This is a genomic window from Mycolicibacterium peregrinum (genome assembly GCF_001665625.1).
Lineage (GTDB): Bacteria > Actinomycetota > Actinomycetes > Mycobacteriales > Mycobacteriaceae > Mycobacterium > Mycobacterium peregrinum_B.
This window is the reverse complement of sequence record NZ_LZSY01000106.1, coordinates 31,816-58,349: the sequence shown is the minus strand read 5'-3', so window position 1 is coordinate 58,349 and position 26,534 is coordinate 31,816. Positions and strand designations below refer to the sequence as shown.

General features: G+C 65.5%; 31 protein-coding genes and 12 tRNA genes. 11 read left to right on the top strand and 32 right to left on the bottom strand.

Annotated elements, in window-relative coordinates; all coding sequences use genetic code 11:
* Window positions 1-44 precede the first annotated feature (44 nt).
* Window positions 45-1,307: a sulfotransferase family protein gene (locus A5779_RS15795; RefSeq protein ID WP_064883390.1), complete on the bottom strand. Its 1,263-nt coding sequence runs from the start codon at window positions 1,305-1,307 to the stop codon at window positions 45-47.
* Window positions 1,304-2,413 carry a DUF1214 domain-containing protein gene (locus A5779_RS15790; RefSeq protein WP_064883388.1) on the bottom strand — a complete coding sequence of 370 codons (1,110 nt, stop codon included), beginning with the start codon at window positions 2,411-2,413 and terminating at the stop codon, window positions 1,304-1,306. The genes A5779_RS15795 and A5779_RS15790 overlap by 4 nt, the downstream gene beginning before the upstream one ends.
* A gap of 68 nt (window positions 2,414-2,481) precedes the next feature.
* Between A5779_RS15790 and A5779_RS15785 the strand changes: the two genes are divergently transcribed.
* A complete protein-coding gene (locus A5779_RS15785; protein WP_064883387.1) occupies window positions 2,482-3,147 on the top strand; it encodes a TetR/AcrR family transcriptional regulator in 666 nt (221 codons plus the stop codon).
* Here A5779_RS15785 and A5779_RS15780 read toward each other — a convergent pair.
* Together A5779_RS15780 and A5779_RS15775 are read right to left on the bottom strand one after the other, a co-directional pair.
* A complete protein-coding gene (locus A5779_RS15780) occupies window positions 3,087-3,650 on the bottom strand; it encodes a TetR/AcrR family transcriptional regulator (RefSeq protein WP_064883385.1) in 564 nt (187 codons plus the stop codon). The two genes, A5779_RS15785 and A5779_RS15780, sit on opposite strands and share 61 nt — an antisense overlap.
* Window positions 3,651-3,768: 118 nt before the next feature.
* The gene (locus A5779_RS15775; RefSeq protein ID WP_082941705.1) at window positions 3,769-5,061 is read right to left on the bottom strand and encodes a lipase family protein; all 1,293 of its coding nucleotides are present in this window, start codon (window positions 5,059-5,061) and stop codon (window positions 3,769-3,771) included.
* Window positions 5,062-5,200: 139 nt separating this feature from the next.
* Between A5779_RS15775 and A5779_RS15770 the strand changes: the two genes are divergently transcribed.
* The gene (locus A5779_RS15770) at window positions 5,201-5,893 is read left to right on the top strand and encodes a thioredoxin domain-containing protein (protein WP_110777370.1); all 693 of its coding nucleotides are present in this window, start codon (window positions 5,201-5,203) and stop codon (window positions 5,891-5,893) included.
* On the opposite strand, the gene A5779_RS15765 is transcribed toward A5779_RS15770, so the two are convergent.
* The gene (locus A5779_RS15765; RefSeq protein WP_055110904.1) at window positions 5,894-6,271 is read right to left on the bottom strand and encodes an ArsR/SmtB family transcription factor; all 378 of its coding nucleotides are present in this window, start codon (window positions 6,269-6,271) and stop codon (window positions 5,894-5,896) included.
* Between the two features lie 67 nt (window positions 6,272-6,338).
* Between A5779_RS15765 and A5779_RS15760 the strand changes: the two genes are divergently transcribed.
* Complete coding sequence (locus tag A5779_RS15760) at window positions 6,339-6,758, top strand: DUF5313 domain-containing protein (protein WP_064883443.1); 420 nt, start codon at window positions 6,339-6,341, stop codon at window positions 6,756-6,758.
* A 7-nt stretch (window positions 6,759-6,765) separates the two neighbouring features.
* On the opposite strand, the gene A5779_RS15755 is transcribed toward A5779_RS15760, so the two are convergent.
* From A5779_RS15755 to A5779_RS15740, 4 genes are all read right to left on the bottom strand, one after another.
* On the bottom strand, window positions 6,766-7,704 hold the full coding sequence (locus A5779_RS15755; protein ID WP_064883383.1) for a M56 family metallopeptidase: 939 nt from the start codon (window positions 7,702-7,704) through the stop codon (window positions 6,766-6,768).
* Window positions 7,701-8,075, bottom strand: a complete 375-nt coding sequence (locus A5779_RS15750) for a BlaI/MecI/CopY family transcriptional regulator (RefSeq protein ID WP_064883381.1) — start codon at window positions 8,073-8,075, stop codon at window positions 7,701-7,703. Before A5779_RS15750 ends, A5779_RS15755 begins: the two co-directional genes overlap by 4 nt.
* An 85-nt stretch (window positions 8,076-8,160) precedes the next feature.
* Window positions 8,161-9,000 (bottom strand): cytochrome c biogenesis CcdA family protein, encoded by an 840-nt coding sequence (locus A5779_RS15745; protein ID WP_064883379.1) that lies wholly within the window; start codon window positions 8,998-9,000, stop codon window positions 8,161-8,163.
* Complete coding sequence (locus tag A5779_RS15740) at window positions 8,997-9,737, bottom strand: DsbA family protein (RefSeq protein WP_064883377.1); 741 nt, start codon at window positions 9,735-9,737, stop codon at window positions 8,997-8,999. The genes A5779_RS15745 and A5779_RS15740 overlap by 4 nt, the downstream gene beginning before the upstream one ends.
* Window positions 9,738-9,843: 106 nt before the next feature.
* On the opposite strand from A5779_RS15740, the gene A5779_RS15735 reads away from it, so the two are divergent.
* The gene (locus A5779_RS15735) at window positions 9,844-10,758 is read left to right on the top strand and encodes a L,D-transpeptidase (protein ID WP_064883441.1); all 915 of its coding nucleotides are present in this window, start codon (window positions 9,844-9,846) and stop codon (window positions 10,756-10,758) included.
* Here A5779_RS15735 and A5779_RS15730 read toward each other — a convergent pair.
* The gene (locus tag A5779_RS15730; protein WP_064883375.1) at window positions 10,750-12,354 is read right to left on the bottom strand and encodes an FAD-binding protein; all 1,605 of its coding nucleotides are present in this window, start codon (window positions 12,352-12,354) and stop codon (window positions 10,750-10,752) included. The genes A5779_RS15735 and A5779_RS15730 overlap by 9 nt on opposite strands.
* A 90-nt stretch (window positions 12,355-12,444) precedes the next feature.
* On the opposite strand from A5779_RS15730, the gene A5779_RS15725 reads away from it, so the two are divergent.
* From A5779_RS15725 to A5779_RS15700, 6 genes are all read left to right on the top strand, one after another.
* Window positions 12,445-13,044, top strand: a complete 600-nt coding sequence (locus A5779_RS15725) for a TetR/AcrR family transcriptional regulator (RefSeq protein WP_236734781.1) — start codon at window positions 12,445-12,447, stop codon at window positions 13,042-13,044.
* A 55-nt stretch (window positions 13,045-13,099) separates the two neighbouring features.
* A complete protein-coding gene (locus A5779_RS15720; RefSeq protein WP_064883373.1) occupies window positions 13,100-13,609 on the top strand; it encodes an RNA polymerase sigma factor in 510 nt (169 codons plus the stop codon).
* A 56-nt stretch (window positions 13,610-13,665) separates the two neighbouring features.
* Window positions 13,666-14,217: a methylated-DNA--[protein]-cysteine S-methyltransferase gene (locus A5779_RS15715; RefSeq protein WP_413784923.1), complete on the top strand. Its 552-nt coding sequence runs from the start codon at window positions 13,666-13,668 to the stop codon at window positions 14,215-14,217.
* Window positions 14,214-14,936: a 2OG-Fe(II) oxygenase gene (locus tag A5779_RS15710; protein WP_064883369.1), complete on the top strand. Its 723-nt coding sequence runs from the start codon at window positions 14,214-14,216 to the stop codon at window positions 14,934-14,936. Before A5779_RS15715 ends, A5779_RS15710 begins: the two co-directional genes overlap by 4 nt.
* The gene (locus tag A5779_RS15705; RefSeq protein WP_064883368.1) at window positions 14,933-15,214 is read left to right on the top strand and encodes an Ada metal-binding domain-containing protein; all 282 of its coding nucleotides are present in this window, start codon (window positions 14,933-14,935) and stop codon (window positions 15,212-15,214) included. Before A5779_RS15710 ends, A5779_RS15705 begins: the two co-directional genes overlap by 4 nt.
* A gap of 118 nt (window positions 15,215-15,332) precedes the next feature.
* Window positions 15,333-16,802, top strand: coding sequence for a glyceraldehyde-3-phosphate dehydrogenase (locus tag A5779_RS15700; protein WP_064883367.1), 1,470 nt, complete (start codon window positions 15,333-15,335; stop codon window positions 16,800-16,802).
* Here the strand turns inward: A5779_RS15700 and A5779_RS15695 are convergent.
* The 22 genes from A5779_RS15695 to A5779_RS15595 all read right to left on the bottom strand — a co-directional run bounded on the left by A5779_RS15695 (window position 16,778) and on the right by A5779_RS15595 (window position 25,196).
* Complete coding sequence (locus A5779_RS15695) at window positions 16,778-17,470, bottom strand: MspA family porin (protein WP_064883365.1); 693 nt, start codon at window positions 17,468-17,470, stop codon at window positions 16,778-16,780. The two genes, A5779_RS15700 and A5779_RS15695, sit on opposite strands and share 25 nt — an antisense overlap.
* Before the next feature lie 63 nt (window positions 17,471-17,533).
* Window positions 17,534-18,214 carry an MspA family porin gene (locus A5779_RS15690; protein ID WP_064883362.1) on the bottom strand — a complete coding sequence of 227 codons (681 nt, stop codon included), beginning with the start codon at window positions 18,212-18,214 and terminating at the stop codon, window positions 17,534-17,536.
* 300 nt (window positions 18,215-18,514) lie between these two features.
* Window positions 18,515-19,078: a hypothetical protein gene (locus tag A5779_RS15685; RefSeq protein ID WP_131811651.1), complete on the bottom strand. Its 564-nt coding sequence runs from the start codon at window positions 19,076-19,078 to the stop codon at window positions 18,515-18,517.
* An 82-nt stretch (window positions 19,079-19,160) separates the two neighbouring features.
* Window positions 19,161-20,075 carry a ribonuclease Z gene (locus A5779_RS15680; RefSeq protein ID WP_064883358.1) on the bottom strand — a complete coding sequence of 305 codons (915 nt, stop codon included), beginning with the start codon at window positions 20,073-20,075 and terminating at the stop codon, window positions 19,161-19,163.
* 7 nt (window positions 20,076-20,082) lie between these two features.
* Complete coding sequence (locus tag A5779_RS15675; RefSeq protein ID WP_064883356.1) at window positions 20,083-20,730, bottom strand: zf-HC2 domain-containing protein; 648 nt, start codon at window positions 20,728-20,730, stop codon at window positions 20,083-20,085.
* Window positions 20,727-21,272, bottom strand: a complete 546-nt coding sequence (locus A5779_RS15670) for a sigma-70 family RNA polymerase sigma factor (RefSeq protein WP_269085846.1) — start codon at window positions 21,270-21,272, stop codon at window positions 20,727-20,729. The genes A5779_RS15675 and A5779_RS15670 overlap by 4 nt, the downstream gene beginning before the upstream one ends.
* Before the next feature lie 5 nt (window positions 21,273-21,277).
* Window positions 21,278-21,730, bottom strand: coding sequence for a COG4315 family predicted lipoprotein (locus A5779_RS15665; RefSeq protein WP_165609157.1), 453 nt, complete (start codon window positions 21,728-21,730; stop codon window positions 21,278-21,280).
* Between the two features lie 19 nt (window positions 21,731-21,749).
* Window positions 21,750-22,325, bottom strand: a complete 576-nt coding sequence (locus A5779_RS15660) for a cytochrome b (RefSeq protein WP_064883353.1) — start codon at window positions 22,323-22,325, stop codon at window positions 21,750-21,752.
* Window positions 22,322-23,380 (bottom strand): catalase family peroxidase, encoded by a 1,059-nt coding sequence (locus A5779_RS15655; protein ID WP_330220072.1) that lies wholly within the window; start codon window positions 23,378-23,380, stop codon window positions 22,322-22,324. Before A5779_RS15655 ends, A5779_RS15660 begins: the two co-directional genes overlap by 4 nt.
* A gap of 168 nt (window positions 23,381-23,548) precedes the next feature.
* Window positions 23,549-23,622, bottom strand: a tRNA-Arg gene (locus A5779_RS15650).
* 11 nt (window positions 23,623-23,633) lie between these two features.
* Window positions 23,634-23,707, bottom strand: a tRNA-Arg gene (locus A5779_RS15645).
* 11 nt (window positions 23,708-23,718) lie between these two features.
* A tRNA-His gene (locus A5779_RS15640) sits at window positions 23,719-23,795 on the bottom strand.
* Window positions 23,796-23,797: 2 nt separating this feature from the next.
* Window positions 23,798-23,885: transfer RNA gene (locus A5779_RS15635), tRNA-Ser, on the bottom strand.
* Between the two features lie 12 nt (window positions 23,886-23,897).
* Window positions 23,898-23,968: transfer RNA gene (locus tag A5779_RS15630), tRNA-Glu, on the bottom strand.
* Between the two features lie 10 nt (window positions 23,969-23,978).
* Window positions 23,979-24,049, bottom strand: a tRNA-Glu gene (locus A5779_RS15625).
* 5 nt (window positions 24,050-24,054) lie between these two features.
* Window positions 24,055-24,128, bottom strand: a tRNA-Gln gene (locus A5779_RS15620).
* Between the two features lie 7 nt (window positions 24,129-24,135).
* A tRNA-Tyr gene (locus A5779_RS34040) sits at window positions 24,136-24,220 on the bottom strand.
* A gap of 4 nt (window positions 24,221-24,224) precedes the next feature.
* A tRNA-Asn gene (locus A5779_RS15615) sits at window positions 24,225-24,298 on the bottom strand.
* A 71-nt stretch (window positions 24,299-24,369) separates the two neighbouring features.
* Window positions 24,370-24,864 carry an HNH endonuclease gene (locus tag A5779_RS15610; RefSeq protein WP_064883349.1) on the bottom strand — a complete coding sequence of 165 codons (495 nt, stop codon included), beginning with the start codon at window positions 24,862-24,864 and terminating at the stop codon, window positions 24,370-24,372.
* 34 nt (window positions 24,865-24,898) lie between these two features.
* Window positions 24,899-24,974: transfer RNA gene (locus A5779_RS15605), tRNA-Gly, on the bottom strand.
* An 8-nt stretch (window positions 24,975-24,982) separates the two neighbouring features.
* Window positions 24,983-25,057: transfer RNA gene (locus A5779_RS15600), tRNA-Lys, on the bottom strand.
* 54 nt (window positions 25,058-25,111) lie between these two features.
* A tRNA-Leu gene (locus A5779_RS15595) sits at window positions 25,112-25,196 on the bottom strand.
* A gap of 601 nt (window positions 25,197-25,797) precedes the next feature.
* Between A5779_RS15595 and A5779_RS15590 the strand changes: the two genes are divergently transcribed.
* Window positions 25,798-26,490: an HAD family hydrolase gene (locus tag A5779_RS15590; protein WP_236734779.1), complete on the top strand. Its 693-nt coding sequence runs from the start codon at window positions 25,798-25,800 to the stop codon at window positions 26,488-26,490.
* Window positions 26,491-26,534 lie beyond the last annotated feature (44 nt).

Genomic DNA, 26,534 nt, shown 5'->3' with positions numbered 1-26,534 from the left:
GGGCGACGCGATTAGCGCCAGTCGCTCCCCGACGGGCCGGCGCGTCACGCCTCGATCCGATGCGCGCCGGACGGGTCCAGCGTCTGGGTGTAGAAGTGCATCCGCTCGCGCAACTCGGCGGGGTTGATACCGAATTCCTCGGGCCGGTATCGGTGCGCGCCTTTCCCGCCGTGGGGCTGGGCGCGGTGATGATCGGCGAGCATTCCACGGATGTCCGGCGGCTCCATTTGCGCCGCGGCGTAGATGCGACGCACCGTCGCCTCCGGGTCGGCCACCAGGTCGCGGTACTGGACGTCGAGCCAGGTGACAGTGGACGCCGCGGCCCGGGCATCGAGGGCGCGGCGCAGCCACAGCTCGGTCTGCGCCGTTTGAAACCGGCCGACGTCGACCCCGTCGACGTCGTCGCTGTAAGTGGACCGGTACGTCGCGAACAGGCTGGCGCCCGACGCCACCGTCTCCACGATGTCGCGGTGCAACTGCACGATGCAGGCGCCCGGATACGTCGCGATGACGTGGCTGAGCTCGGCGGTGTGGGCCGGCGCTTTCAGGACCCAACGGCGGCCGTCCCCGGCGTCGAGGATCTGCAGCATCCGCCGGTGCTGCGCGTACTCGGCGGCGAAGTCCTGGCCGGCGAGCCAGGACGCGTAGCCGTCGAGGCGCGTGGTGGCGGTGAAGCCCCAGTTGCGCAGGGTGGTGCCCATGCCGAGCACGCACTCCTCGGGCAGGTTCGGTCCGGAGTCGTGCACCGCGGCCATCGTGGGGTTGAGAACGTGCAGCAGGTACTGACCGGCTGCGGCCGCCTCGAGGCGGCGGACGCGTTCGTCGCCGTCGAGGTCGCCGGGTAGCCGCCACGGCGCGCCCAGCTCGGCTGGCAGCGGCGCACGTAATCGGGGGTCGCGGTCGAGTAACCGGTACAAGAAGGTGGTGCCCGTGCGCCAGCCGCCGGTGATGATCACCGGGGGTAGCAGCGGACGGTGCTCGGTGGTGGGATGTTCCTTCAGATACCGCGCCATCGCGATCCTGGCCGCGAGCCGCCCGGACGCGGTTCGCTGGGCGGTCAACGCTCCGAGGGCGTTGAGCCGGCCGTCCTCCTCGGCCGAGGCCAGGTACTGCTCCACACCCGGACGCCACTCGCCGGGGTCGCCCAGAACGCCGACGCCGGCACCGCGGGTGCCGCGGTCGATGACGATGTCGATGGCGTCGGCACCGAGCTGGTAGCGGTCCGGGCGCGCGGCCCGATCCTGCTCGGCCGCCGCGTAGGCCGTCAACGCCTCCGGTGTGCGGGCAGGCGCGGACCAGCCGGTCATGGGCGCTCCGCCAGATCGGTCAGGGACACGACGCGCGTCGTGGGCAGGGTGGGCTGCTGTTCGGGTTGCAGGAACCGCATCACGACGATGCCGAACGCGCGGCCCTCACTGTCGATCCAGTCCCCGGCGGCCGGTCCGGGATCGGTGGCCGAGACCACGAACCGGTAGCGTCCGCCATCGAGGTTCGCGGTGGCACCAGTGTAGGAGACCCGCCGGTGCCGGTAATCGAGCGAATTGAGAAATCTGCTGTACGCCAAGATGTTCCAGTACCGGCACGGCACCAGATCGCCTTCGACGAGCAGCGCTTCGTCGGGACCGAGCTGCCAACCGCCGCGCAGATAGTGGATGGCCGGTTCGGTGAACACTGCTCCCCCGGCCATCTCGGTCCAGTGGTGCAACTGGTTCGGCGACTCGTGATCGGCGGCCACCGCGCCATCCCAGATGCGCGGCAGCACGGCGATGGCCGCCGAGGCTTTCGACAGCTGCTTGCCGAACCTCAGCGGGTCGATCGCCGCCGGTACCGGGGGCGGCTCGACCGGCTCGATGGCACACCACCCGATGCGATCGGTCTGTGCGTCATCGTGGAAGTGACGTACCCAGATGACGATCGCGCGATCGGGCAGGTCCAGCCAGTCGTTCTCCTGACGGTCACCGCCGACCGTCACCTGGTAATCGCCGTCGGCGTCGAACGTGATTGCATCACTGTCGATCCGGGAGCTCGCCTGGGCAGCCGCCCCGCCCGAACCGGAATAGGCGGTGATCGACACGTACGCGGCGTTGCCGCGATTGCCACGGATCAGGTAGCGGCCGCCGGGGCGGACATCGGCGACCCAGTACTGGAAGTCGGGATTGTCCATCAGGAATTTCTGACGCCAGCCGTTGAACGCGACGAACTCAGGCTTGTCGCGATCAACTTCCAAGCGGCCCAGCTGATTTGACACTGCGCGCAACAGTGCACGGAACCCGTCGGCGCGTTCGGATTCCGGCAGGGCGGCGGTGTCTGCCGCGAGTTGCGCACCGGCCGTGCGCAATCCGTCGACGAACGCCGTCCACGCCGCGACCTCGGGGCGAGCCCGGTCTGCGTCACCTTCACTGGGCGCGGTCACTGGGCATCCCCCTCACAATCCGGAAGCGGATGCTTCCAGAATTGGATCGTGCTCGCTATGCTCACGGAATGTCAAGGCCGTACCGCGGCCAGGCCGCCGAAGCACGGTCGGCGGACCGCCGCGCCCGACTGATCCAGGCAGGCGCCGACCTGGTCGGCACCCAGGGAGTCGCCGCCATGACCATGCGCGCCGTCTGCCGCGAGGCAGAGCTCAGCCAGAAGTTCTTCTACGAGAGCTTCACCGACACCGACGACCTGCTCGGCGAGGTCTACCGCAGCACGTTCGAGCACGCACGTCAGGTCATCTACGCCGCCGCCGACCCGGACGCCGATCTACCCACACGCACCCGTGCGGGAGTGGGAGCAGCAGCGCAACTGGTCGAAGAAGATCCCCGGATTTGCCGAATCCTGTTGGTGGAGCCGATCGCTGACCTCAGGCTTCGTCATTTCGTACGCGACGCCGTCGGTGCGATGACCGGACTGACGGCACCGACCGACCGAGCGGGCACCGCCGCGGCGGCGGCGCGGGTCAAGATGCAGTACGCCACCGTTTTCGGCGCCATCATCTCGCTGTTCATCGAATGGACGGAAGGCAACCTCGGTTCCGACCATGACGTGTTCGTCGACCACGTGAGCGCCATGCTGTTGTCGTCGCCGTTGTTCGACAACGCCGTTCAGGCAGTTCCCTCGACCGGCCAGCCTGCCAGGACTCCTCGGATCAGCCGGTCGAGCTGATCGGCGTTGTCCACCAGCGGTTGTCCGATGACAAAGGTCATCATCACCCCGTTGATGAACGAGAACAGGGTTTTGGCCTGCTCGTCGATGACGTCGGGCGCCATCGGATTCTCGTCCGTGGCATGCCATTCCGTCACGACTGCGCGCGCAACCCCGTAGAACCCCTCGACGGACGCGCTGAGTGTTGCAGCCAGTTCGTCGTCACGGCCGGCCTGCAGGGCCAACTCGTAGCGGGCCTTGGCCCGGGTGAGCCACGGTTCGGTCGACGAATACATGACCAGCGTGGCGAACCCGAGCGTGCCGGCGAACTCTGTCGGATCGGCATCGGTCAACTCGGTGAGCAGGGAGAGGTCGGCGAGGTCGAGTTCGTTGAGGCGCGCGGCGATCGCGTGCATCAGCGCATCTCGGGTCCGGAAATAGAACGACGTCGTGCCGTCGGGAACCTCTGCCTTCTTGTCGACCTTGGGGTGACTCACGCCGCGCGAACCGTCCTTGCCGAGCAGTTCGATGGCAGCGTCAGCCAGTTCGCGGCGACGCTGGGCGGCGTTGTACTTCCTGCGTTCAGCGATGCCCCGCAGTCTATCGAGCGGGCATTCGAGGTCCGGGATATCGCCCCGACCGTCAGAACTGGCCGCAGTTGGGTGTGGTGGGTTCTCCGTTGAAGCGGGCGGCGATCCACTGCATGGCCGGCTCTCCGTCCACGAGCATCGGGAGCGCGTGGTTGATCACCAGCTTGTTGAGGAACGGCGGTTCCTCGTTGGTGCGGAATTCGACGTCGGCACCCTGCGCGCACCAGTCCCGGCCCAGCTGGTTGGCCGCGGTCCACGGCACCAGCGGGTCGTAGCGGTTGCTGTTGATCAGCACCGGCGCGTTCGGCTTGAACCGGCCGAGCTTCTGCAGATCGAACAGGCTGCTGAACGGTTCTTCGTTGACGAGTTTGTTGATGTCCTCGTTGAAGTAGGGCTGCAGATGCCGGAAGGCGAAGTCGACGATCGTCTGTCCCACGCACTGGCGTGACACCGACTCGAGCATGTCCTTGCCGCGCTGGGTGAGCTTCGACCGGATCGCGTCGGCGGCTTCCGGGTAGGCGGCGATGACGCCGTTGAGTGCGTAGCCGACGACGCCCACGAGTGCACTACCGTCGGCGTAGGGCAGCAGTTCCTTGAGGTCGGCCGGCGGCGCACCGGCATAGGTGCCGACGATGTTCAGTTCGGGCGCGTAGGCCGAAGCCAGCTCCGCCGCGGACGCAGTTGCACCACCACCCTGCGAATATCCCCAGAAGGCCACGGGGCCATGCGGATCCAGCGATGTCTCGGGCAATTTCATGGCGGCGCGGGCGGCGTCGAGGACGGCGTGCCCCTCAGCCAGGCGGTTCACGTAGGTGTGCATCGAGTCGGTGCCGAGACCCTGATAATCGGTCATGAGGATGGCAAAGCCGCGGGCCACCAAGGTCGCGACGAACGCCTCCTCGTAGTTGACCATGATGTCCCAGCCACCCGAGTAGTGGATGCCCTGGTTGAACTGGCGCGACGGTGCGCACTGATTGCCCTGCCCCTGAGTACCGGGCGCATAGACGAGCAGGGGGCGCGGCCCCTTTCCGGGCCAGTCGTTGTACGGCTCGAAGTAGGTGCCGGTGACGGCGATCGGATTGTTCCGAGAGTCGATGCTGCGGTACATGATCCGCGTTCCGGTCGCCATGATGGCGCCCAGCTGACCGGATGGCTCGAGCACCAGCCGGCTGGGTTCGGTGCGGATCACGTCGCCGGGCACACCGGCCGGCAGCGGGTCCGGCGGGAGATAGAAATCGGCGTACTGCGGCTCATCCCCCGTGTCGGCGAATGCCAACGTCGTAGATGCGACGAGCGACCCGATGATCAGCATGAGGACGACCACAATCCCCCCGGCATTGCGCATTACCGGACAGTAACAACAAACTGTCTCGTTCTGCCACTTTTCCTCTAAATAACTAGAGAAATACAGTAAACGTCCAGGTTGAGGGCCTTCCCACCCCTCACCCGAGTCGCGTGCGTCGCGGTCAGCGAGGATGGAAGTCATGACCGCGAACCCGCATGGACCAGGCACCGCGAATCGGTCGGCATACCGAACGATTCACCTCCTGCTGCTGGCCGGCCTACTCACGATGGCGTTCATGTGGGGCCCCGGAGCCGGCCGCGCGCAGGCGGCGCCGGCATCGTCGGCCGGAGATGTTCTCTCCATCGGCGACCCCGCGGCGCCGGGTCAGATCGACCTCTATCTGGACCCGCTGTGCCCCTACAGCGGGAAGATGGTGCGCGACCAGGGCGCCGAGATCGGCCGGCGCATCGCGGATGGCAAGCTCCACATCAATCTGCGTCTCGTCAACTTCCTCGAAAAGTATTCGGCGAGCGGCAATTACGACAGCCGCGCCATCTATGCCGCCCACATCGTCGCCGACCACTCGCAATCGAGCGACATCACCTGGCAGTTCATCGAGCAGATCTTCGCCGCCGATCAACAGCCGAAAGAAGAAGGCGAGACGGATCTGAGCAACGATCAGCTCGCCGGGCTGGCCGACCGCGCCGGCGCACCACCATCAGCCCAGGACATGATCAAGCTGGGGCTTCCGATCCCCTACGACGGCCACACCATCGGCGCAAACAACCTTCCGCTGCTGCGAGCTTTCCCTGATCCCGGGGTGCCGCTGGTGGCCATCGACGGCAACGCTGTCGACGGGAATTCCGATTGGCTCGACCAGCTTCCGCGCTGACTATCGCGCGGTGCCGATCGGCGGCAGCGAGCCGATGGCGTCGATCTGATCGCGCTGGGCGGCAAGGGTATCGGCGAGGAACGTTCGGGCGATGAGCAGCAGTTCAGCGATCTTCGGGTGCGCAAGCGTGTAGTACACCGCGTTGCCGACCCGGTGCCCGCTGACCACGTGATGGCGCTTGAGAACCGCGAGGTGCTGCGACAGCAGGGTCGGTTCGATATCGCTGGCCGCCAGAATCTCGCTGACCGGAGTCGGGCCGTCGCGCATCGAAAGGATCTCCAGCACCCGGATCCGCGCCGGATGCGCCAGCGCCTTGAACAGGTTGGCCTTGATCTCGTACAACGGCCGCTCGGGACCATCTAGGACGCTGTCGGTCACCGCTGCCCCAATGATTGATGGATTGATGAAATTCGCAATCCATGATACCGAGCGTTACCCTGCTGCAATGCCCACCGGCCAAGCCTCCCGCACAAAACCGGGCCCGCTGCAGTACATCGGGTACTGCTACGGCAAGCGGCTACCCGACTCCATGCGCGAGTGGGTGGCCAACGACCTCGCAGGCCCCGGCGCCACCATCCGGATGATGGTCCGTGTCGCGATCCCGGCAATCCTGGTTCTGGCGCCGATCTGGTTCATCCCGATGTCGCTCTACCTGCACGCCAGCATGACAGTGCCGATCTTCATCCCGTTCGTCTACTTCTCCCACGCCCTCAACAAGGTGTGGCGGCGTCACATGCTCGTCAAGCACGGTCTGAACCCGGCCCTCATCGACGAGCTCTCGCGCAAGAAGAACGCGCACATCCACCAGGCCTACGCCGAGCGCTACGGCCCCCGCACGGGGCCGAGTAGTAGCGGCGACATCTGACGGGCAGTTACGGCTGCAGGGTGCACAACGTCAGCGCGAAGGCCGGTGCAGAGGCCGTCGCGATGACGATGAGCACCATCGCCAAGGACTGTGGACGCCACCAGATCGCTCGCTGAGGTTGCAGGAGTCGGGTAACCCGGTCGGCCACCGCCGTCCCCGCCGCCGCCAGCACGCCGTCGGGCAGCCGATGCCGGGTACTCAACGCGACGAGGCTCGCCAACAGCGGCTCACGGCCGTGTCTGCGGGTGGCCGCGTCGTCCGCGCACATCTCCAGTAACGCCGGCACCGACCGGGCCGCCTCCCGCATCAGGGGCAGGCGCGGCAGCGCTGCGGCGAGGGTGTTGAGCGTCGCAATGACGTGATGATGGCGGCCTCGCAGGTGCGCCCGCTCATGGGCCAGGACCGCCGCGAGCGCGGGCGGCCTCAACAACTCCAACGCCGCCGTCGTGACGACGATCGCGCGGTGCCGGCCGCCGGACACGCAGTACGCCGCGGGCTGGTCAGCCGTGATGGCGATGACGCCATCGTGGCCGGTGGGCCGGCCGATGATCCGAACCGCTTCTGCGTGTTCACGATTGGCGCGCCGCGTTCGGTACAACGTGACGATCACACGACGCGTGGTGTTGGTCGCCACTGCGGCAGTGACCGCAAGCAGGGCGACCACCAACACCGTCGCCACGGTGGGCGGCAACGTCACCGCCCCGGCGATCCCCAGTGCCTCGACGCAGAACGTCGGTGCGGTGTGGGTGATCAGGCTGTGGGCGGCGCCTGCGATCAGGATCACCAACGCCGCCACCCAGGCGAATGACGCCGTTGCGACGACCACCAGCCAGCCTGCCACCGACAGTCTGGGATGCACGTTGACCGAGATCGGGCCGGTGAACAACACCGGCGCCAGCCAGCTCAGCGCCATTGCGTAGCCGAGAAGAAACGTGACCGCGTTCATCGTGACTGCTCCTCGGTGAACCGCTTGAGCGCCTGCCGGAGTTTCTTCGAATCGTCATCGACGATCTGCTCGAGGAAGAAGTTGAGGATCAACTCACTGTCGCCGCCGGATTCGAACACCGTGCGCATCAGTTGCGCGGAGTGCTCCTCACGGGTCATGACCGGCCGGTAGCTATACGCCAGACCGACCTTCTCCCGCTCCAACCAGCCTTTTCGGAACAGGTTGTCCATGGTCGACATGACCGTGGTGTAGGCGATCTGTCGCTTGGTGACGAGCTCGTCGTGCACGCTGCGTACCGTCGACGGCTCCGCACGTGACCAGAGCACTTCCATCACCACAGCTTCGAGATCGCCAAACCCTTTGATTCCCATATTCATTACCGCCTGCGTGGGTGCGCCGTCACCAGTTGGTGGTCTCGCGCATCAAACCTATGTAGCGCGATAGTAGCTTCTCGGCTCATCTGACCGTGCTCTCACCGACGGCACGCTTTCGCCACAACCGGATCGACCTCCACACGATGAGTGCCAGTACAACGCCCAGGATCAGCCGGAGATCACTGACCCCCGACGACAATCGGCCCAGCCAAACTTGCAGGTCATACTGGGCGTCGACGGACAGCAGCCCGCCGAGATTCGCGGTGCCGTCGGTGAACAGGAACAGCCCGCCCAAAACGATGAAGATCGCCCCGGTGAGCAGCGAGGTGGTGTGGGTCTCCAGCGGGCCCAAGCGCACCGGCCGGCCCCGCAGCCAGGTGCGTTCGGACAGGTTGAAGCGCTCCCACAACCAGGCGAGTAGAAACAACGGCGCCGCCATGCCAAGGGCGTAGACCGCCATCAGCAGTGCCCCGTAGGCCGGGTCGGCGCCCATCGCCGACATGGTCAGGACCGCGCCCAGCAGCGGACCTGCGCAGAAGCCGGCCAGTCCGTACACAGCTCCCAACGCGAGCACCGACGCGCTGCCGGAAATGTTGATCCGGGCCGTCATCCGTTGCATGCCCGACAGGCCGAATCCCTTGCCCAGCAACGTCATCAGGCCGAAGCCGATCAGCACCAGGCCTCCGGCCACGGTGACTTCACTGCGATAACGAGTGACGACGCTGCCCAGCGCCCCGACGCCGGCTCCCAACGGCACCAGCACCGCACAGAGACCCACCCAGAACGCCACAGTGCGCTGGACCAGCAAGCGCGTCCGGTCGAAGGCGTAGGCGAAAAACGACGGCAACAGCAGGGCCGAGCACGGGCTGAGCAACGAGGCCAACCCGCCGAGGAAGGCTCCGAGCAGACCGACGCCACTCATCGCTTGGCCAGCGCCCCGTCGATGGCCGTCACGAAATCGTCCGTGGGCTGCGCGCCGAGCATGGGCACGTCATTGATCAGGAAGGCCGGAGTGCTGGGGACACCGATCCCGGTGCCCTGCGCCAGATCGGCGTTGATCGCGTCGTCGAAGGTGCTGCCGCGCATTGATGCGGTGAATCTGTCGATGTCGGGGACACCGGCCTGCCTGGCGAGGCCGATCAGATCCTCGTCCGCGAGGTCGGCCTTCGACCGCTCCGGCGCGGCCGCATAGACAGCCCGGTTGAACTCCCAGAACCTGCCCTGCTCGGCCGCCGCGCGTCCGGCGCGTGCTGCCGTCATCGACTGCGGGCCGAAGATCGGGTAGTCACGCCACTCGATCCGGAGTTGGCCGGCGTCGACGTAGCGCTTGACGAGTTCGGGCTCGGTGTCCCGGCTGAACTTCGCGCAGAACGGGCATCGGTAGTCGGAGAACACCACCAACGCCACGGGTGCGTCGGGATCCCCCAACGCCAGCGGGTCACCGGGCTGCCGGCGTTCCACCGGACTGTGGCCCCGGTCGGCGTCACCGCCCGCCGCGCCGGATGCCTGTGACGTCGCCGCCGGAGCCGCCGCGGGCTCCGCGGTGACGGCGTCGGTGCCGGGACGTATCAGCAGGTAGGCGATCAGCGCGGCGCCGATGACAACCAGGCCTCCGATGAAGATGAGGTCCTTCTTGACGCTCTCTCGCCGTCCACTCACTGCCTACCTCCATGCTAACGTCGCCTACGTAGCTACGCCGTAGCTACGTATTCCGTTCTAGCACACTGCGCCGCCGGGACGCGGCCGACAGATGGGAGGCGCCGAGATGTTGGCGGCTGCACCGCGGAGGCGACCACTACCGATCCTGTCGCTGGCCCTCATCGTCGCCATCGGCGCGACCATCTGGCTGACCCAGCCGGCGTCGATGCCCACCGAACTCACCGCCGGCGAACAGGCCCGGGTCAGCTTCACCGCCACGTCGGGCGCCGCCTTGGTCGACGGAGGGACCTACGGGGTCGGCACGGTGATCGTCGCCAACTTCGACGAACCGGTCGTCGACCGCAAGGCGGCAGAAAGACGGCTGTCGGTGAAAACCGTTCCTTCCGTTGATGGTTCCTGGTACTGGATGGACAACCGGCACGCCCACTGGCGGCCGCAGAGCTACTACCGTCCGGGCACCGAGGTGGTCGCGGCGGCCGACGACCGGGGCGCCGGCCGGATTTCCTTCCGGATCGGGGAGTCGCACGTGTCCGTCGCCGACGACGCCACCAAACAGATCCGCGTCTACCGCAATGACGAGCTGGTCCGCACGATTCCCACCTCCATGGGCATGGGCGGATCAGAAACCGTTGCAGGCAAGACCATTTCGTTCTGGACTCAGCCCGGCGTGTACACGGTGATGGACAAGTCCGACACCGTGGTCATGGATTCGTCGACCTACGGCCTGCCCGTCGACTCACGCCTGGGCTACAAGGTGACCGTCAACAACGCGGTACGGCTGACCAACAGCGGAATCTACGTCCACCAACTCGACAGCACGATCTGGGCGCAAGGCAAGACCAACACGTCGCACGGATGCCTGAATGTCAATGCCGACAACGGGCGATGGTTCTACGAGTTCTCCCAACCCGGAGACGTGTTCGAGGTCCGAAACACCGGCGGCGATCCGCTGCCCATCTGGCAGAACGGCGACTGGGGTGTGCCGTGGGACGAGTGGCTCGGCGGCAGCGCCCTACGGTGACGGCGTGGGTTCCATCGCGACAGCATGCTCTGCGGCGCGACGGCCCGAGAAGACGCAGTCGGCGATCGACAATCCACTGACGTAGGAGTTCACACACAGTCCGATGGCCGTGCGCCCCGCCGCGTAGAGACCCGGAATCGACTCGCCGGCAGGGGTTGTCACCGCTCCGGTGAGTTCGTCGACGATCAGGCCGCCCAGGGTGAACATCGGGCACGGGTTGAGCAGGCTGGGCCTGATCGATATCGAGATCAGTGAGAACGGACCCTGTTCAACAGGTTTGACGAACTCTGCCGGCTTGCCCATCGGATCCGGCAGCCCGGCCGAGGCGGCCGCGTTGTGGGCCGCGACGGTCGCCACCAACCCCGCCGGGTCGACACCGGCCTTGGCGGCAACTTCTTCCAGGGTGTCGGCCACGACCCGGTCGGTACGCAACATGGCTTCCATCTGCAGGCGTTGGAACCAGATGGCCTGCTCGGGAAGCTGGGCTCGCGCTTGCTTGAGCAGCCGGTGGTCGGCCAGGATCCAGCCGCGTCCGCCGTGGTCCTGAATCATCGCGTGGCCGACCGCGGCACCGTAGCGGGTCTCGTCGATGAATCGCTGTCCGTGTTCATCGACCACGAGGCCTCCCAGGAACGCGCTGGGCGGGGTGATGAAGCGCCACGCGGACACGTTGTCGAGGCGATCGACCGCAGCGCCGACCTCGGCGGCCAGCGCGATGCCGGCACCGTCATCCCCGGTGGTGCCCAGCTGAAGCCCTTCGCGGTACGCGGGTGCATGCTCGGCGATCAGCTCGCGGTTGGCGATGTATCCACCCGCACTGAGAATGACCGCCTTGCGCGCATGGATGTCGACAGTGCGGGCGTACCGACTTTCCAAGCGGTCCAACAGCTTTTCCATCGCGGCCCGCAGCGGCGGATAGTAGATGCCCGGTTTGACCGCCAGCTCGGCATACGCGCGATAGCGGCGCCGAACCCACGCCGGTGCGTGCGCAAGCGTGCTCGTCCGCACACCGACCACCCGGCCGCTGGGATCGGTCAACAACGCGACAGCGCGAGTGAGGAACTGTGTGCGCACGCCGCGTGCGGCTGCCGATGCCGCGAGAGGCTGATAGATCTTCTTGCCCGAAGCCCCCGGCCCCTTGGCCCGGTGACCACGTTGCGCCGGCGGCGTGATCTCACGAAAGCGCCCGGAGTTCTCGCTGCCCGAGTAGTAGAGGTAGTACTTGTTGTTCGGATACGACGTCTTGTACGGACAGACCGAAGCCTCGAACGGCACGCCGTGTTCGGTGAGCCAGTCGATCATCGCCGGACTGTCGTCGACGAAACGCCGCAGCGTCTCGGGACGCACCGCGTCGCCGATCTCGGCCTGCAGGTAGGCGTACATCGCCTCGGCGTCGTCCTCGACTCCGGCCTGGCGCTGAACCCAGGTGCCGCCACCGGCATAGATGATGCCGCCGGACACCTGCGTCGCGCCGCCGCCGTTGAATCGGTCGATGGCCAGGACGTCGGCGCCTCTCGAGCGCGCCTCCAGCGCTGCGCAGACCCCCGCGGCTCCGTATCCGACCACGAGGACGTCGGTTGTCTGCGCCTCTGTCATGACTCTCCCGCACATCGTTACCACCGAACTAGACATCTAGTTTGTACTCAAAGTACAAACTCTGCGCAAGGACGCTCGTAGACTGCGCTCGTGGCTGAACTGACCGGGCGCACCGTGCCTCCTGCGGTGGCCGAGAAGCTGTACGCAGCGACGGACCTCATCGCCACCCGCGGGCTGCAGAAGACCAAGATCGAGGACATCGCCGCAGCATCGGGAGTCCCGAAGGCAACGCTGTACTACTACTTCAAGGGCAAGGACGACATCCTCGCCTTCCTGTTCCGGGATTCCCTCGATGCGCTCGCCCGTGATGTTGCCGCGGCCACCGATGCTCCCGGGCCGGGCCGAGACCGGTTGGCCGCCGTGGTCCAGGTCCAGATTGCCCACACCATGGGCCGACCGGGGACCAGCCAGGCGCTGGTCGGCGACCTCGGGCGCGCCATTCGCCTGCCCGATCTCGCGTCGGCAGTTCAAGAGGCTTTCTACGAACCCATCGCCCGTGTGCTGAAGGCCGGGGCCGCCGACGGTTCACTGCGCAGTCTTGCCGACCCAGAAAGCTCCGCGATCAGTATCTTCGGGGCGATCATGATGACCGCCGCACTGCACAGCGTCATCAACTCGACCAAGACCCAGAACGAAATCGCCGACGAGGTCATGGATTTCATCCTCAACGGCCTCGCGCCGCCGAGCTGACCATCCATTCCAAACTGGGATCTCACGAAACCTGCGGTCGGAGCGTCTACAGAACGTGAAAGCCAAACAGCCCTTCGAGGCAGTGGTCGAGGACCACGGCCCCACGGTACTGCGGGTGTGTAGGGCCGTCGTCGGACCGATCGACGCCGACGACGCGTGGTCGGAAACGTTCCTGGCCGCGATGAAGGCCTATCCGGACCTTCCGGCTGACGCGAACATCGAAGCGTGGCTGGTGACGGTCGCTCACCGCAAGGCGATCGACATCACCCGGGCCCGGTCGCGCCACGCGATCCCCACCGACACCGTGCCGGAGACACCCACCGCACCGCAGCACGACCGCGACGACGACCTGGCCGATGTGCTCGAGCGCCTACCGACCAAACAGAAGCAAGCCGTGGCCTACCACTACCTGGCCGGCCTGCCCTATGCCGACATCGCGGCCATCCTCGGCGGCAGCACCGATGCCGCCCGGCGCGCCGCCGCCGACGGCATCGCGACCCTCAGGCGTACCTATCGCAGCGGCTCCGCCGCCATCAGTACCTCCCGGAGAGGAGAAACCCGATGAACACCGACCACGACCTCATCCACGACCTGGCGCAGATGGCCGACGGCACGGACCACATGGCCACCCTGCGGACACGACTGGCCGTTGCCGCCGACCGCGACGGCATCCTCGACGTCGCCTACCGAATCGTCGACAGCCCGGTGGGCCCGCTGCTGGTGGCCGCCACCGACCAGGGCCTGGTGCGCGTCGCCTATGCCAGTGAAGACCACGACGTCGTCCTGCAGCAGCTCGCCGACAAGGTCAGCCCACGCATCCTGCGCGCACCAACCCGTCTCGACACCGTGGCCCGGGAACTCGACGAGTACTTCGCCGGTATCCGGCGCACCTTCGACATCGTGCTGGACTGGCGGTTGTCCGCGGGATTCCGCAGCACGGTGCTGCACCACCTCCCAGAGATCGGTTACGGGCATACCGCCAGCTACGCAGCTGTGGCCCAGCTCGCCGGCAACCCCAAAGCCGTACGTGCAGTGGGGACCGCCTGCGCCACCAACCCCCTGCCGGTCGTCGTGCCCTGCCACCGCGTCGTGCGCAGCGACGGGGCGATGGGCGGCTACCTCGGAGGTGTGGAAGCCAAACGACTTCTGCTGGATTTGGAGGCCGCCGCATGATCGTCGCAGGTGGGCCGTGGGCAGGCCGCGTGGCCGCAGCCGACTGGGATGCGATCCGTTCGGACCTCGACAGCGTGGGCTGCGCTCTTACCGGTCCGCTCCTCACCGCTGCCGAGGCCGACCGGATCGCCGCGCTCTACCCCGACGAGCGCCGGTTCCGCTCCACGATCGACATGAGCCGATACCGCTTCGGGCAAGGCGAGTACCGCTACTTCTCCACGCCCTATCCCGACGCCGTCGTCGCGCTCAAGCACGCGCTCTATCCCCGGCTGTTGCCGATCGCGCGCGACTGGTGGACCAAACTTCGCCGGGAAGCGCCATGGCCCGACGATCTGGACGACTGGCTGGGCTTGTGCCACGCAGCGGGACAGACCAAAACCACCGCGATCCTGCTCAAGTACGAGGCCGGCGACTGGAACGCCCTCCATCGAGACCTGTACGGGGAGCTGGTCTTTCCGCTGCAAGTGGTCATCAACCTGACCAGCCCCGGCGTCGACCACACCGGCGGGGAGTTCCTGCTCTACGAACAGCGGCCGCGCGCGCAGTCGCGCGGCACCGCCACCGTCATCCCGCAGGGGCACGGCCTGGTCTTCACCACCCGGGACAGGCCGGTGCCCTCGGCCCGCGGATGGTCGGCAGCGCCGGTGCGGCATGGGGTTTCCGTGGTTCGTAGCGGTACGCGATTCACCCTGGGGCTTGTCTTCCACGACGCCGCATGACGTCGAACATCAAGCGGTACACGCTGATGGGAGCCGATGGTCAGCCGTACCGCAGCGTCACACCCGGAACCCTGGGTGGGCATCGCGGCAGCAAGCTCTACGGCCGCCTGGACTGCCCGTCGGCCCTGCGAGCCATCGCGGCCGGCGGATACGTGCGCAACCGTGTCTTCTTCGCCGACGAGGCCACCGCCGTCGCCGCCGGCTACCGGCCCTGCGCGGTCTGCCTGCCCGACGACTACCGGTTCTGGAAACAGACGGCGCGCCATTTCCCCCTGTGACCTGGGCCACTGCAATTCTCACCGGCGAACCGCGACGCATTGTGAGATCGGACAATCGCTACCATCAAGGCGGTACTCATCCGAGGGGCCAGCCCACACGACCCACAGGACGCTTGATTTGAACTCGCCAGAACTCGCCCATTGGAATGCTCAGGAAGCACTCGCGGAGGCGATGATCCCGATCATCGGCACCCTGTACCGGGCGAAGGGCGTCACAGTCCTGCTGCACAGCCGGTCGCTGGTGAACCGGTCCGTCATCAAGATCCTGCGGACGCACCGGTTCGCGCGACAGGTCGGCGGTGAAGAACTGTCGGTCGAAGAGACCTTCCCGTTCTTGCAGGCGCTGGCCGACCTGGACCTGGGCCCGTCGAAGATCGACCTCGGCCTGCTGATCATGGCGTACCGCGCCAGCGATGAGGGATTGTCGGTGCCCGAGTTCACCGCGCAGGTCCTCAGCGACGTGACCGGCGAGAACAAGAGCGAACCGCAGGGTCCGCGGGACGTGGTGCTCTACGGGTTCGGCCGGATCGGCCGGCTCGTCGCGCGCCTGCTGATCGAGAAGGCCGGCTCCGGAAACGGCCTCAACCTGCGCGCTGTGGTGATCCGCAGCAACGGGGAGGGCGACCTCGCCAAGCGGGCGTCGCTGCTGCGCCGCGACTCGGTGCACGGCCAGTTCGACGGCACGATCAAGGTCGACACTGAAACCAACAGCCTCATCGCCAACGGCAACGTCATCAAGTTCATCCACAGTGACGACCCGGCGACCGTCGATTACACCGAGTACGGCATCGACAACGCGATCCTGATCGACAACACCGGCAAGTGGCGTGACCGCGACGGCCTGTCCAAGCACCTGCGGCCCGGCATCGCGAAGGTCCTGCTGACCGCCCCGGGCAAGGGCGACGTCCCGAACATCGTGCACGGGGTCAACCACCGCACCCTCGACCTCGAACAGCAGATCTTCTCGTGCGCATCATGCACGACCAACGCGATCGTTCCGCCGCTGAAGGCAATGGACGACGAGTACGGCATCGCCCGCTGCCACGTGGAGACCGTGCATTCGTTCACCAATGACCAGAACCTGCTGGACAACTATCACAACGCCGACCGCCGCGGCCGGTCCGCGCCGTTCAACCTGGTCCTGACCGAAACCGGTGCGGCCTCCGCTGTCGCCAAAGCCATGCCTGACCTGAAGGCCAAGATCAGCGGCAGCTCGATCCGCGTTCCCACCCCGGACGTCTCGGTGGCGATCCTGAACATGCAGCTGCACCGCCCGACGACCAAGGAAGAAGCCCTGGAGTACCTGCGCCAGGCGTCCCTGTCGGGACCGTTGAGCCGCAACCTCGACTACACCGCGGCGACCGACGCAGTGTCCAGCGACTTCATCGGGTCACGCGCGGCCAGCATCATCGATGCCAACGCGACGATCGTCGACGAAGACAACGTGATCCTCTACGTCTGGTACGACAACGAATTCGGCTATTCGTCCCAGGTGGTGCGCACGGTGCAGTACCTGTCGGGCATCGAGTACCCGACGTATCCGCAGATCGGGGCCGACGCGGATCAGACGGTCTTGGTCACTCCGTAGTACGCGACGACGTCTTGGGACCCCGGGGCTGCGCTGGTCAGCTTTGCGAATGACCGCAGAAAAGACTGGCCAACGCACCCATCGATCTTGATGTGCACGTCTTTGAGCGTGACCCGGGAATCCTTGCCTTTGAACTTCATTTCGGTGACCGAGACGTCGATGACCTCGCCCGGTTTCGGGCGCACTTCGACATTGCCCTGAATCGGTGCGTTGATTCCGCCGAGGCCAGTCCGGCTGACCGACGAGGAAAGGCCGAGGCTGCCGGTCAGGCGAACCGAACCCAACTCGATACCGCAGCCGATCTGGTAACCCGCCTCGAGCGTGCCGCCCTGCAACGACGTGGTGCCGCTACCGCTGATGTTGCCGGTGAATGTCCCACCAGCCAGGTACTCACGCGACGAGGTCGCGGTAGTCAGGGCTGGGATCGGCAATTGTGTCTCATCCCTGGCCGCGAGCTTCAATACCCAACCGTCCGGCGTCGTGACCACGGACTGTTCCGCGGAGCCGACGGTCCCGGTGTCCGGCGGGGCTCCGGGTTCGCCTTCGACGGGCGGCAGAGCATCTGCGTTCGGCTCGTGCGGCAAGACGGGTTCGGGAGCGGCGGTCGCGTGGGGCGCCGGCACCGCCAGCGCACCTACCGCAAACAATGCAGCAAGAATCTTGGTCATGTCAGTTGTTGACACCTCTCGGAACGTAAACGATTGAGCGAGTGTGAGTTTGAGGCCGGGACTTCACACGGCCTTGGTCACGCCCACGTAGGAGACGACATCCTGCGTGTCGGCCGTGGAGCTGGTGAAGGTCGCGTATGAGCGAATGAAGGACTGGCCGACGCAGCTGTCGATCTTGATCCGCAGGCCGGTGATCGTCACACGTGCCGCATCACCCTCATATTCGATCTTCGTCACGGGGACGACGGATGCCGTGCCCGGCTTGAGAGTGGGGCGGATCTGCGCGAAGAGACCACCTCCGACGCTCGGCACTCCCGCGGAGCTCAGCGAGGGCGTGATATTGCCGCCGAACCTCGCATCGACGACATCGGCACTGATGCCACAACCGATCTGGTAGCCGGCCTCCAACGTGCCACCGGCCAGCGCGGCCTTGCCAGAGCCGGTGACCTCGCCCAGAAACGTTCCACCCACCAGGTATTCGCGCGAGGACACGGCGGTAGTCAACGGAGCCACGTCGAGCTGCGTTTCGTCCACTGCCTTGACCGAAAGCGTCCAGCCCTCGGGTGTCGGCAAGATCCCCGGCGCCGCCGACGGGACGGTGCCGTTGTCGACTTCGGGCGCAGGTGCAACATCGGGCGCCGGCGGAGCTGGAATCGGCTGGGCTCCAGCCTGGTTGGCGCCGGCAAGAGAAGCAAAAGCGCCGAGCGAACAGGCGACAGCCAGTGGTGCAAGGGTTTTCAGCATGGTGCGGCGGCGGGCCTCTCAGTAATCGAAGATTTCTTCCCGAGGGAACGTAGCAGTGCCCGTGAAGCGGTGTCACCAGCCAGCGATCAGTTGCACATAAATAGTTGGGACGCAGCGTTTCCCGTAGGTGAATGACGGGGAAACTGTGCCTGGACATTAACCGATAGCCACATATGGCAAGCCATCACACTGATGCAATACTTTGTCCCACAGGAGTTTTCCGCACGAGAGTTGCGAAATACTTTAGAAACTCATGCATTGACGCAGAGATAAGGGGCTCGAGAGGAGCACCCATCAGAACTACGTGCCCAAGCGCCCTGGGGTGACGGAGATCCGGCTGATCGCGATGCCGATGCTCACGGCGATGTACTCGCGGGCCGTCATTGCAGCATCATCGCGGCTGACGGCGGTCACGACTTGATCGAGTTCGGGGATCCTTACGCGGTAGCCGTGCCGCGTGGGTTCGACCTCGATGGTGAAGCGGTGGTCCGGTAACGGCATCGGCCGCGGCCGAAAGAACCGCATGTTCAGAGATTCCAGCAGACAGTCAATCTGGTACTGCTCCCGGCGCTTGCGTCTGATGGCTTCACGAAGGCGTGGCGTCCGACGCCGGTTGCGATCGTCGGCCGCGTGTCTGACGAGCAGTTCGCAGTCACGGGCCAACTCTTCTTCGACCTCAGCCCGCTGCGACTCCAGGAGTCCCCGGTAGTAGCGGGCCTGCCGCAGCTCCTGCTGACGGGTCAGCTGGACGACCTCGTCGCGCTCCGCGGCGGCGTCGAGCCTCTCGGGCTCATCGGCAACACTCAGCGCTCGGATCGATGTGCCGGCACGCTGCTGATCGCAGGAGGGGACCGACATCGTCACTCTGACATTCTGCGGACACTAACGGTGTCCGCCGGAGACTTCATATCAACTTCATGTCATGCACGCGTGGGGATCGGCGCCCTCACAACCGTCGGGGGACGCGGATCCTGGCCAGGTCCTCGGCCGTGATCACCTCGCCGCCGAAGACCTCGGCTGCCTCGTCGTGATGATGCCGGGCATCGTCGTAGCGCTGGGAGAAATGGGTCAGCACCAGCCGCCGCACGTTGCTCGCGGCGGCGACCTGACCGGCCTGCCGCGCGGTCAGATGGCCGTAACGCGAAGCCAGCTCGGCGTCCCCGTTGAGGAACGTCGCTTCGATCACCAGGAGGTCTGCGTCCTCTGCCAAGGCGTACACGGCGTCGCACAGGCGGGTGTCCATGATGAAGGCGAAACGCTGGCCCGGCCGAGGCTCACTGACCTCGGACAGCCGCACCCGGCGGTCACCGATACGCACTTCTCCGGTCTTCTGCAGTTCGCCGACGAGTGGTCCGGCAACCCCGAAACGTGCCAGCGAGTCAGGCACCATCCTCCGGCCATCGGGCTCGACGAGCCGGTAGCCGATCGAGGGCACCGAATGGTCGAGCGTGCGCACCTCCAGATGGCCGAATGCACCATCGGCGACCGGGCCGTCGGCGCTCATCGGGTGCTCCTGCACGTCGAGTGTGTCGTGGAAAATGCTCGCGTGCCGAAGGCGGGCGAAGTACTCCTGGCCGGACGCCGGATAGTAGGCGTGCAGCGAATGCGACGCCCCGTCCAGCGACATGCGTTGCAGCATTCCCGGAACCCCGAGGCAGTGGTCGCCATGAAAGTGGGTCAGACACAGCCGGGTGACGGCACTGGCCGAAACACCTGCGAGGATCAGCTGGCGTTGTGATCCCTCTCCTGGGTCGAACAGCAAGCCCTCGCCGTCCCAACGCAGCAGATATCCGTTGTGATTGCGGTGACGTGTCGGCACCTGGCTGGCGGTACCGAGCACGATCAGCTCGCGGATCGACACAGGCTGCTCAGCGTTCCACGCTGGCCAGCACAGTGTTGTCGGCATCGACGATGTTCAGCTTTCGCAGCTTCGGCATCGGAATCGACGTCGCCCCTTGTACGACCCCCGCCCCGGTAGGCATGGCGGCCCAGGTAGCGGCCGGCTGCATCTGTCCGCTGTCGTCCATCGTCCGCAGTGTGAATACGCCATCGGGCGGCAACTGTTTCAGGTCGAGCACGATGGCGGTCCCCCACGGCTTCGGCGTCAACGTCACCGACCCGGAGGCGCCGGCCGCGACGACCGAATGCATCGCAAAGGTGCCCGTACCCGGTGGGGCCGTATCGCCGCGCGGGATGACCAGCACCAGTGCGACGGCGGCCAGTACCGCGGCGCACGCAGCCAGCATCACCCGGTGGCGGACACGGCGGGTCGCTGCGGCACGGCGGGCAGCGAGCATGTCGCGCAGTGCCAGTTCCGACTCCCCATCGTCGGTGGGCTGGGTATCCAGATCCGCCCGGTCGACCTTGCTCAGGAGAGCCGGCAGGGGTGCGAAATCTGCAGCTTGGGCGCGGCACTGTGCGCATTCTTTGAGGTGCACCTCGAACCGCCCGCGTTCCTCGGCATCGAGACCCCCGAGGATATAGGCGCCGAGAAGAACATGAGGTTCGTCGATCACAGCAGCCCCATCTCGTCGAACACCGCTCGCAATGCGCGCACTGCGTAGTAACTGCGTGACTTCACGGTACCCACAGCAACATTGAGCCTATCCGCTGCTTCAGCAACAGTGAGGTCGTCGAAGTACAGCGCTTTGACCACCTCACGATGTTCGGGGGACAACCGTTGCAACGATTCACCGATGACGATCCGCTCCAAGGATTTGTTGACGACATCGGCACTGGGCAGTCCAATATCGGTGTCCACAAGCACCTCACCTCGCCGTGACCGTCGCCGCCATTGATCGACGATGACGTTCCGGGCCACTGTGAACAGGAATGATCTGGGATTGCCGTCGTCGGCGTCGATCTGGTCGATGTTCTTCCAGGCCCGCGCGAACGTCTCCTGCACGACGTCCTCACGGTGCTGTACATCGACGACATGTCCGGCGACGAATCGCCGGACCGCTTCGCCGTGCATGGTGTACAGCATGGTCAAGAGCCGGTCGTCGGCCGCACAGCGTGAACGTGCGGCCGACGATCGGCGACGTCGCGGACGGTTCACCACGTTCAGTACCGGGGTAGCCCGTCAGATTGCACAATCCCCCACTTGGAATTGGCCAGCTCCTTACCCACGCCCTCATGTTGCCCGACCGTCTGGTCCTGGATGAAGGTGTAGAGCGGGCGCGAATTCAAGGTCAACTGGCGGGTGCCATCCGGGCGTAGGTACACACCCAATACTCCGTCAACACCTGCCACCTGCGCAGGCAACGGATCGGGGGCGGCGACGGCAGGCCACTTCTGTAGGCAGCGCTCGCCGCATCCACTGGTCGCGAGAGTGTCGCCCTGGAACGCGTACACCGTCATTCCCCGCGCGTCGACGACGATCTCACCCAGGTCCGATACCTGCTTAGCGAGGATCGGTTCCGGCCCGGCCGGCTCGTCGGCGTTCGCGTGAACCGGCGCTGCGAATCCGACGACCACGCCTGCGGAAAACAGGGTTGCACCAACAGTTCTTCTCATCCGAGTGATATCCACGGGCTTACGTACGCCGACGGAGCTCAAGAGGTTCATCGCCCCCGAACGTCATTCGGCGCAGCATGCCATCGCGCAGTGTCAGCGTGTGCCAGAGCACCGCCGACACGTGTGCCGCGATCATCGCGACCAGGGCGTACGCCACGACCGAGTGAGCGTCCCGAAGCAGACCGAACAGCTCAGCATTCACAGGGACGACCGGTGGCAGCCGAAGCGCGCCGCCCAACACAACCGGCACTCCGCTCGCAGACAGCATCGCCCATCCGAGCAGCGGCTGCGCCAACAGCAGCGCGTACATGGCGAGTTCGGAGCCGACAACCGCGATGCGCTCGACCCGGCCGACGGTCGCGGGGAGAGCGGGCCCACGATCAGTGAGCCTGTTGAGCACACGGATCACGAACACCACGAACACGAGTGCGCCCAGAACCTTGTGCACGCTGAGGAGCACTGCGTAGTCCGCGAGGGAGTTGGCCAGGACAAACCCGACCACCAGTGCGCCGAACACGAGCACTGCGGCCAACCAATGCAGAACGCGGGTGCCCAGCGCGTAGCGGGAGCCGGATCGGATGGCCGACGCGATCATTGCGCCACCTCCCCGGCCTCGACCTGCGGGGCTTCGCCGGCAACACCGGCGCGCCGACGAAACGATGCCGCGTACACCGCCGAGCGTGCGGGGAGTAGCGGGTCTTGCGAGGGTTCGATGCCGTCCGGCAGCACCATGGGATCGAAGTTGACATCGCGGGCGTTGCCCGCCGACTCCGTCGCGATGGAGTCGAGCACCACGGTCCCCGTGTCGATCGTGCGCCGATCAGCCGGCCACGCGACGGTGGCGTCGCGCACATCGTCCTCCGGCTCACCGATCGTCACCAATAGGCGCCACCGCAACGGCTCGGTGCGGATATCGCGAATGACGCTGTCGAACAGCCGGTTCGGATTGCTCGAAGTTTCGTCGGGTGGCCTTACCTCCCGCAGCGGGCTCAGTGACCATCGCACGGGTGTGCGGTCACCGTTCGCGTTCACAAAGTAGAAGGCGTTGAGCCCTCGGAAGGTGCTGTCGGCAAAGTCCGAGGTGAGCGGTTGCTGCTTGATCACCGACATGGCGCTCGCGGTTTCAGGATGGTCGGCCAGGAAACGTGCCATGACGTTGGGATCAGGCTTGCCGGTCCCGGGCACGGGTTTGGAGGCGAGCAATCGGTCGTAGAATCCCTGTACGGAATTATCCTGGAATACCGGAATATTCAGCATCGCGGTTCGCCACTGCCCACCACCCGGATACCCCATGGCCAGGCCCAGTCCCCGCGGAGCATCGACGGTGTCGGCCACCATGGGATTTCCTCCCGGCACCGAGAACCGTCCTACCAACGGGGTGCGGCCGACCTGGAAAACCGCAGCCTTGGTGATCTCCGACCCGGCACCGTTGCTCTCGAAAAACCCGCTTACCGCAACGCCTTTCGCATGATTCAGCCGATAGCCGCGATGGACCCCGGCAACTTTGTAAAACGCGTCGACGAACGCCTGAGGGGTCAACCTGCTCCGCGATCCAAGCGGACCGCGGGCGTAGAGCACCGCACCCAGGTCGGTGGCAAGGAACCCGCCGACCGCCGCGATACCGAGGACCACGCTTCGTCGAGTGACCACACCGCTACGCCGTGATGAGTGCACGACCGATCTGCGAACCATGAACGACCTACCTATACCTGTTGGGCCAGTACCCGGGGGTATACGCCGGACCGGCACCGAAGGTTCACCGCGATCGATGCGGGGTCTGCTTGCCCAGCCCAGGCCACACTGGAGCAGCGTCGTGCGCGCCCGCGGCTGGACTCGAACCAGCAACCTCCTGCTTCGTAAACAGGCGCTCTCTCCATTTGAGCTACGCGGGCATCCCGTGCCGTGCCCCTGGACGGACTCGAACCGTCAACCTTCGCCGTCGGAGGACGACGCTCTATCCGATTGAGCTACAGGGGCGTGGGCATGAGTGGGGTGGCGGACGGGATTCGAACCCGTAACGACCAGGATCACAACCTGGAGCTCTACCGGATTGAGCTACCGCCACAGCGGAAGTGAAGGGATTCGAACCCCCAGCCGCGGGGTCACCGCGACCACGGCTTAGCAAGCCGCTACATTACCGTTCTGCCACACTTCCCGGAATTGCCAGTGCCCCGCGCGGGACTCGAACCCGCTCCGCCGCCGTGAAAGGGCAGCAGACTACCCATATCCGAACGGGGCCTGCACAACGTAGTCCGTAGGAGAGTCGAACTCCTGCTGTCTGCTTGAGAACCAGGTGTGCTGCCATTACACCAACGGACCCTGCGCTGCCCGCTCAGGATTCGAACCTGAAACCCTCTGGGTCAAAACCAGATGCAGCTACCAATTGTGCTAGCGGGCAGAGAATGTGGTCTGCGCGGAGGGATTCGAACCCCCTGAGCCGAAGCAACTGGTTTACAGCCAGCCGTGACACACCATCGTCACCGCGCGCAGATCGCTCCCCCGGCTGGATTCGAACCAACAACCTTCGCCTTAACAGGGCGCGGCTCTACCGAATTGAGCTACGAGGGAGTAGATGGGCGGCCGGGGCGGACGACTTCCACTCATTGCATCGTCCGCCCCGGCGGGTGAAGCATCATTGTTCAGGCCATCGCCGGCACGCGGTAGCGGTCCCGCTCACGCGGCTCGTACGGCTCCCAGAACAACCGCATCCCAGCCTCTTCGGGAGTGCGATTCCCCTTGCGTCCGTTGCACGGTGCGCACGCAGCGACGAGATTGAGCCAGGTGTTCTGGCCCCCACGCGACTCCGGCACGACGTGGTCCAGCGTGTCGCCGTGTCCCCCGCAGTAGGCGCAGGTGTAGCCGTCACGTTCCAGCACCCCGGCACGGGCTGCACGATGGCCAGGCCGGTACGGCACGTGGATGTACTCACGTAGCGCGACCGACACGGGCAACTCGATGACCGTCGACGGGCTGTGTATGTGTACGGCTGGGCTGTGGCGCTCGATCACGTAGACCGAACCCCGCAGCAGCAGCCGGACCGCCTCCTGCCAGGTCACGTGGGTCAGCACGCGGTAGTCGGCGTTGTACACCGTCACGGCATGCTGACGGTTTGTGCGTTGACGAAAGTGCTTCATGACCGCGTGCCTCCTCTCTGATTTGTCGTTTCAATGGAACCGCCGACGGGGCTCGAACCCGCTCTGCCAGTTTGGAAGACTGGCGTGCAAACCGGTTACACCTCAGCGGCATGAATACTGGTGCGCCGTGAGGGTTTCGATCCCCCGTCCCCAGATTAAGAGTCTGGTGCTATCCCAACTCAGCTAACGGCGCGTGTGTGAGTGCCGATCGTCGAGAGTGATACACGATTCACCGACGATCCGACAGTGCGCTCGGCAGGAGTTGAACCTGCATGCCCGTGTAGGGCACCCGGGTCTGAGCCGGGCGCGTCTTCCAGTTCCGCCACGAGCGCGGATGCCACATTCTGCAGTTTTCAAAGATCCGACGCGACACGAATTTTCGATGTCGCGCCGTTCTGTACACGTTTATTCGTGCGCCTTGCCGCCAACAGCATGCGCTGCCGAAACCGCAATTGTCGAGAGTATTTTTCGCCGTAACTTACTGCGCACCAACTGAATTGGGCGCATCAAATTACAGAAACGTCAGGCGACGTTCCTGTCAGCGGCAACGGTGAGGTTGAGAGTTTTGTGAGATTGTTCTTCGGGCCCATGCTTCCGGCCGGGGCGTGCACCCACTGAGCGGGTGGAAGTTTGCAGACGTGTTGACCGAAAGCAACGGCGATGCCACAGGGCATTGCGCACGACCGACTGCCGGGCAATGCCTTTCGTACCCGCGAGGCCTGCACACGACAAACTCGCCGTGGATGCGTAGTGCATCCCGGCGAGCAGCGCATAGGCGTCGCAGAACATAGTCACGGCGTGACGGTAACACCGCATTGCGACAGGTCCCAGTGATTTTTGGGTAGGACATTCATGCCCGAAACTGCCAGCCTGGTGGGTACGACCAGGTCGCGAAACTTCAGCGGAGAGACACGGATGTGAAACTCTGGGTCTGTGGCTTCGGGATGGTTGGCACAGATCCGGTGTGTGGTGTTCGATGTCGGCGAGACGTTGGTCGACGAAACTCGCATGTGGAACGCGCTGGCACAGCGATTGGGATTGACGCCGTTCACTTTATGCGCCGTGGTGGGGGCGTTGATCGCCACCGGCAGGGATCACCACGATCTATGGGATGTGATCGGTGTCGACCCGCCGGCAGCGGGTCTCGATCCGGGTGAGTGCGATCTGTACGCCGACGCTCTGGAATGTGTGGCCACTGCGCGTCGGGTCGGCTTGACCGTCGGTATCGCCGGCAACCAGCCAGTGGAGATCGAACAGGTGCTCGCCGGCGCCGGCCTCGAGGCTGACTTCGTTACCTCGTCGGCCGAGTGGGGCGTGGCCAAGCCAGATCCCGCGTTCTTCCTCCGCCTGATCAGGCAAGCGCGCGTCCCCGCCGAGTCCATCTTGTATGTGGGCGATCGCCTCGATAATGACGTGCTGCCCGCCCGCGCGGCCGGGATGCGGACAGTGTTCGTTCGGCGCGGCCCATGGGGTTATCTCCACGCTCTCAAAGACGAAGCCTCACTTGCTGATCTGCGCGTGGACTCGTTGCAGGAGCTGACCGCATGGTTGACATCAGGCGGTGCGGCGGTCGATCACGAACTGGCGGATACCGGCATTGACCTCGTCAGGAAGCTCGAGCGGTAGAGCATGCGAGGTGCCGGGCCACAGCTGGTACTCCCAGTCAGGCA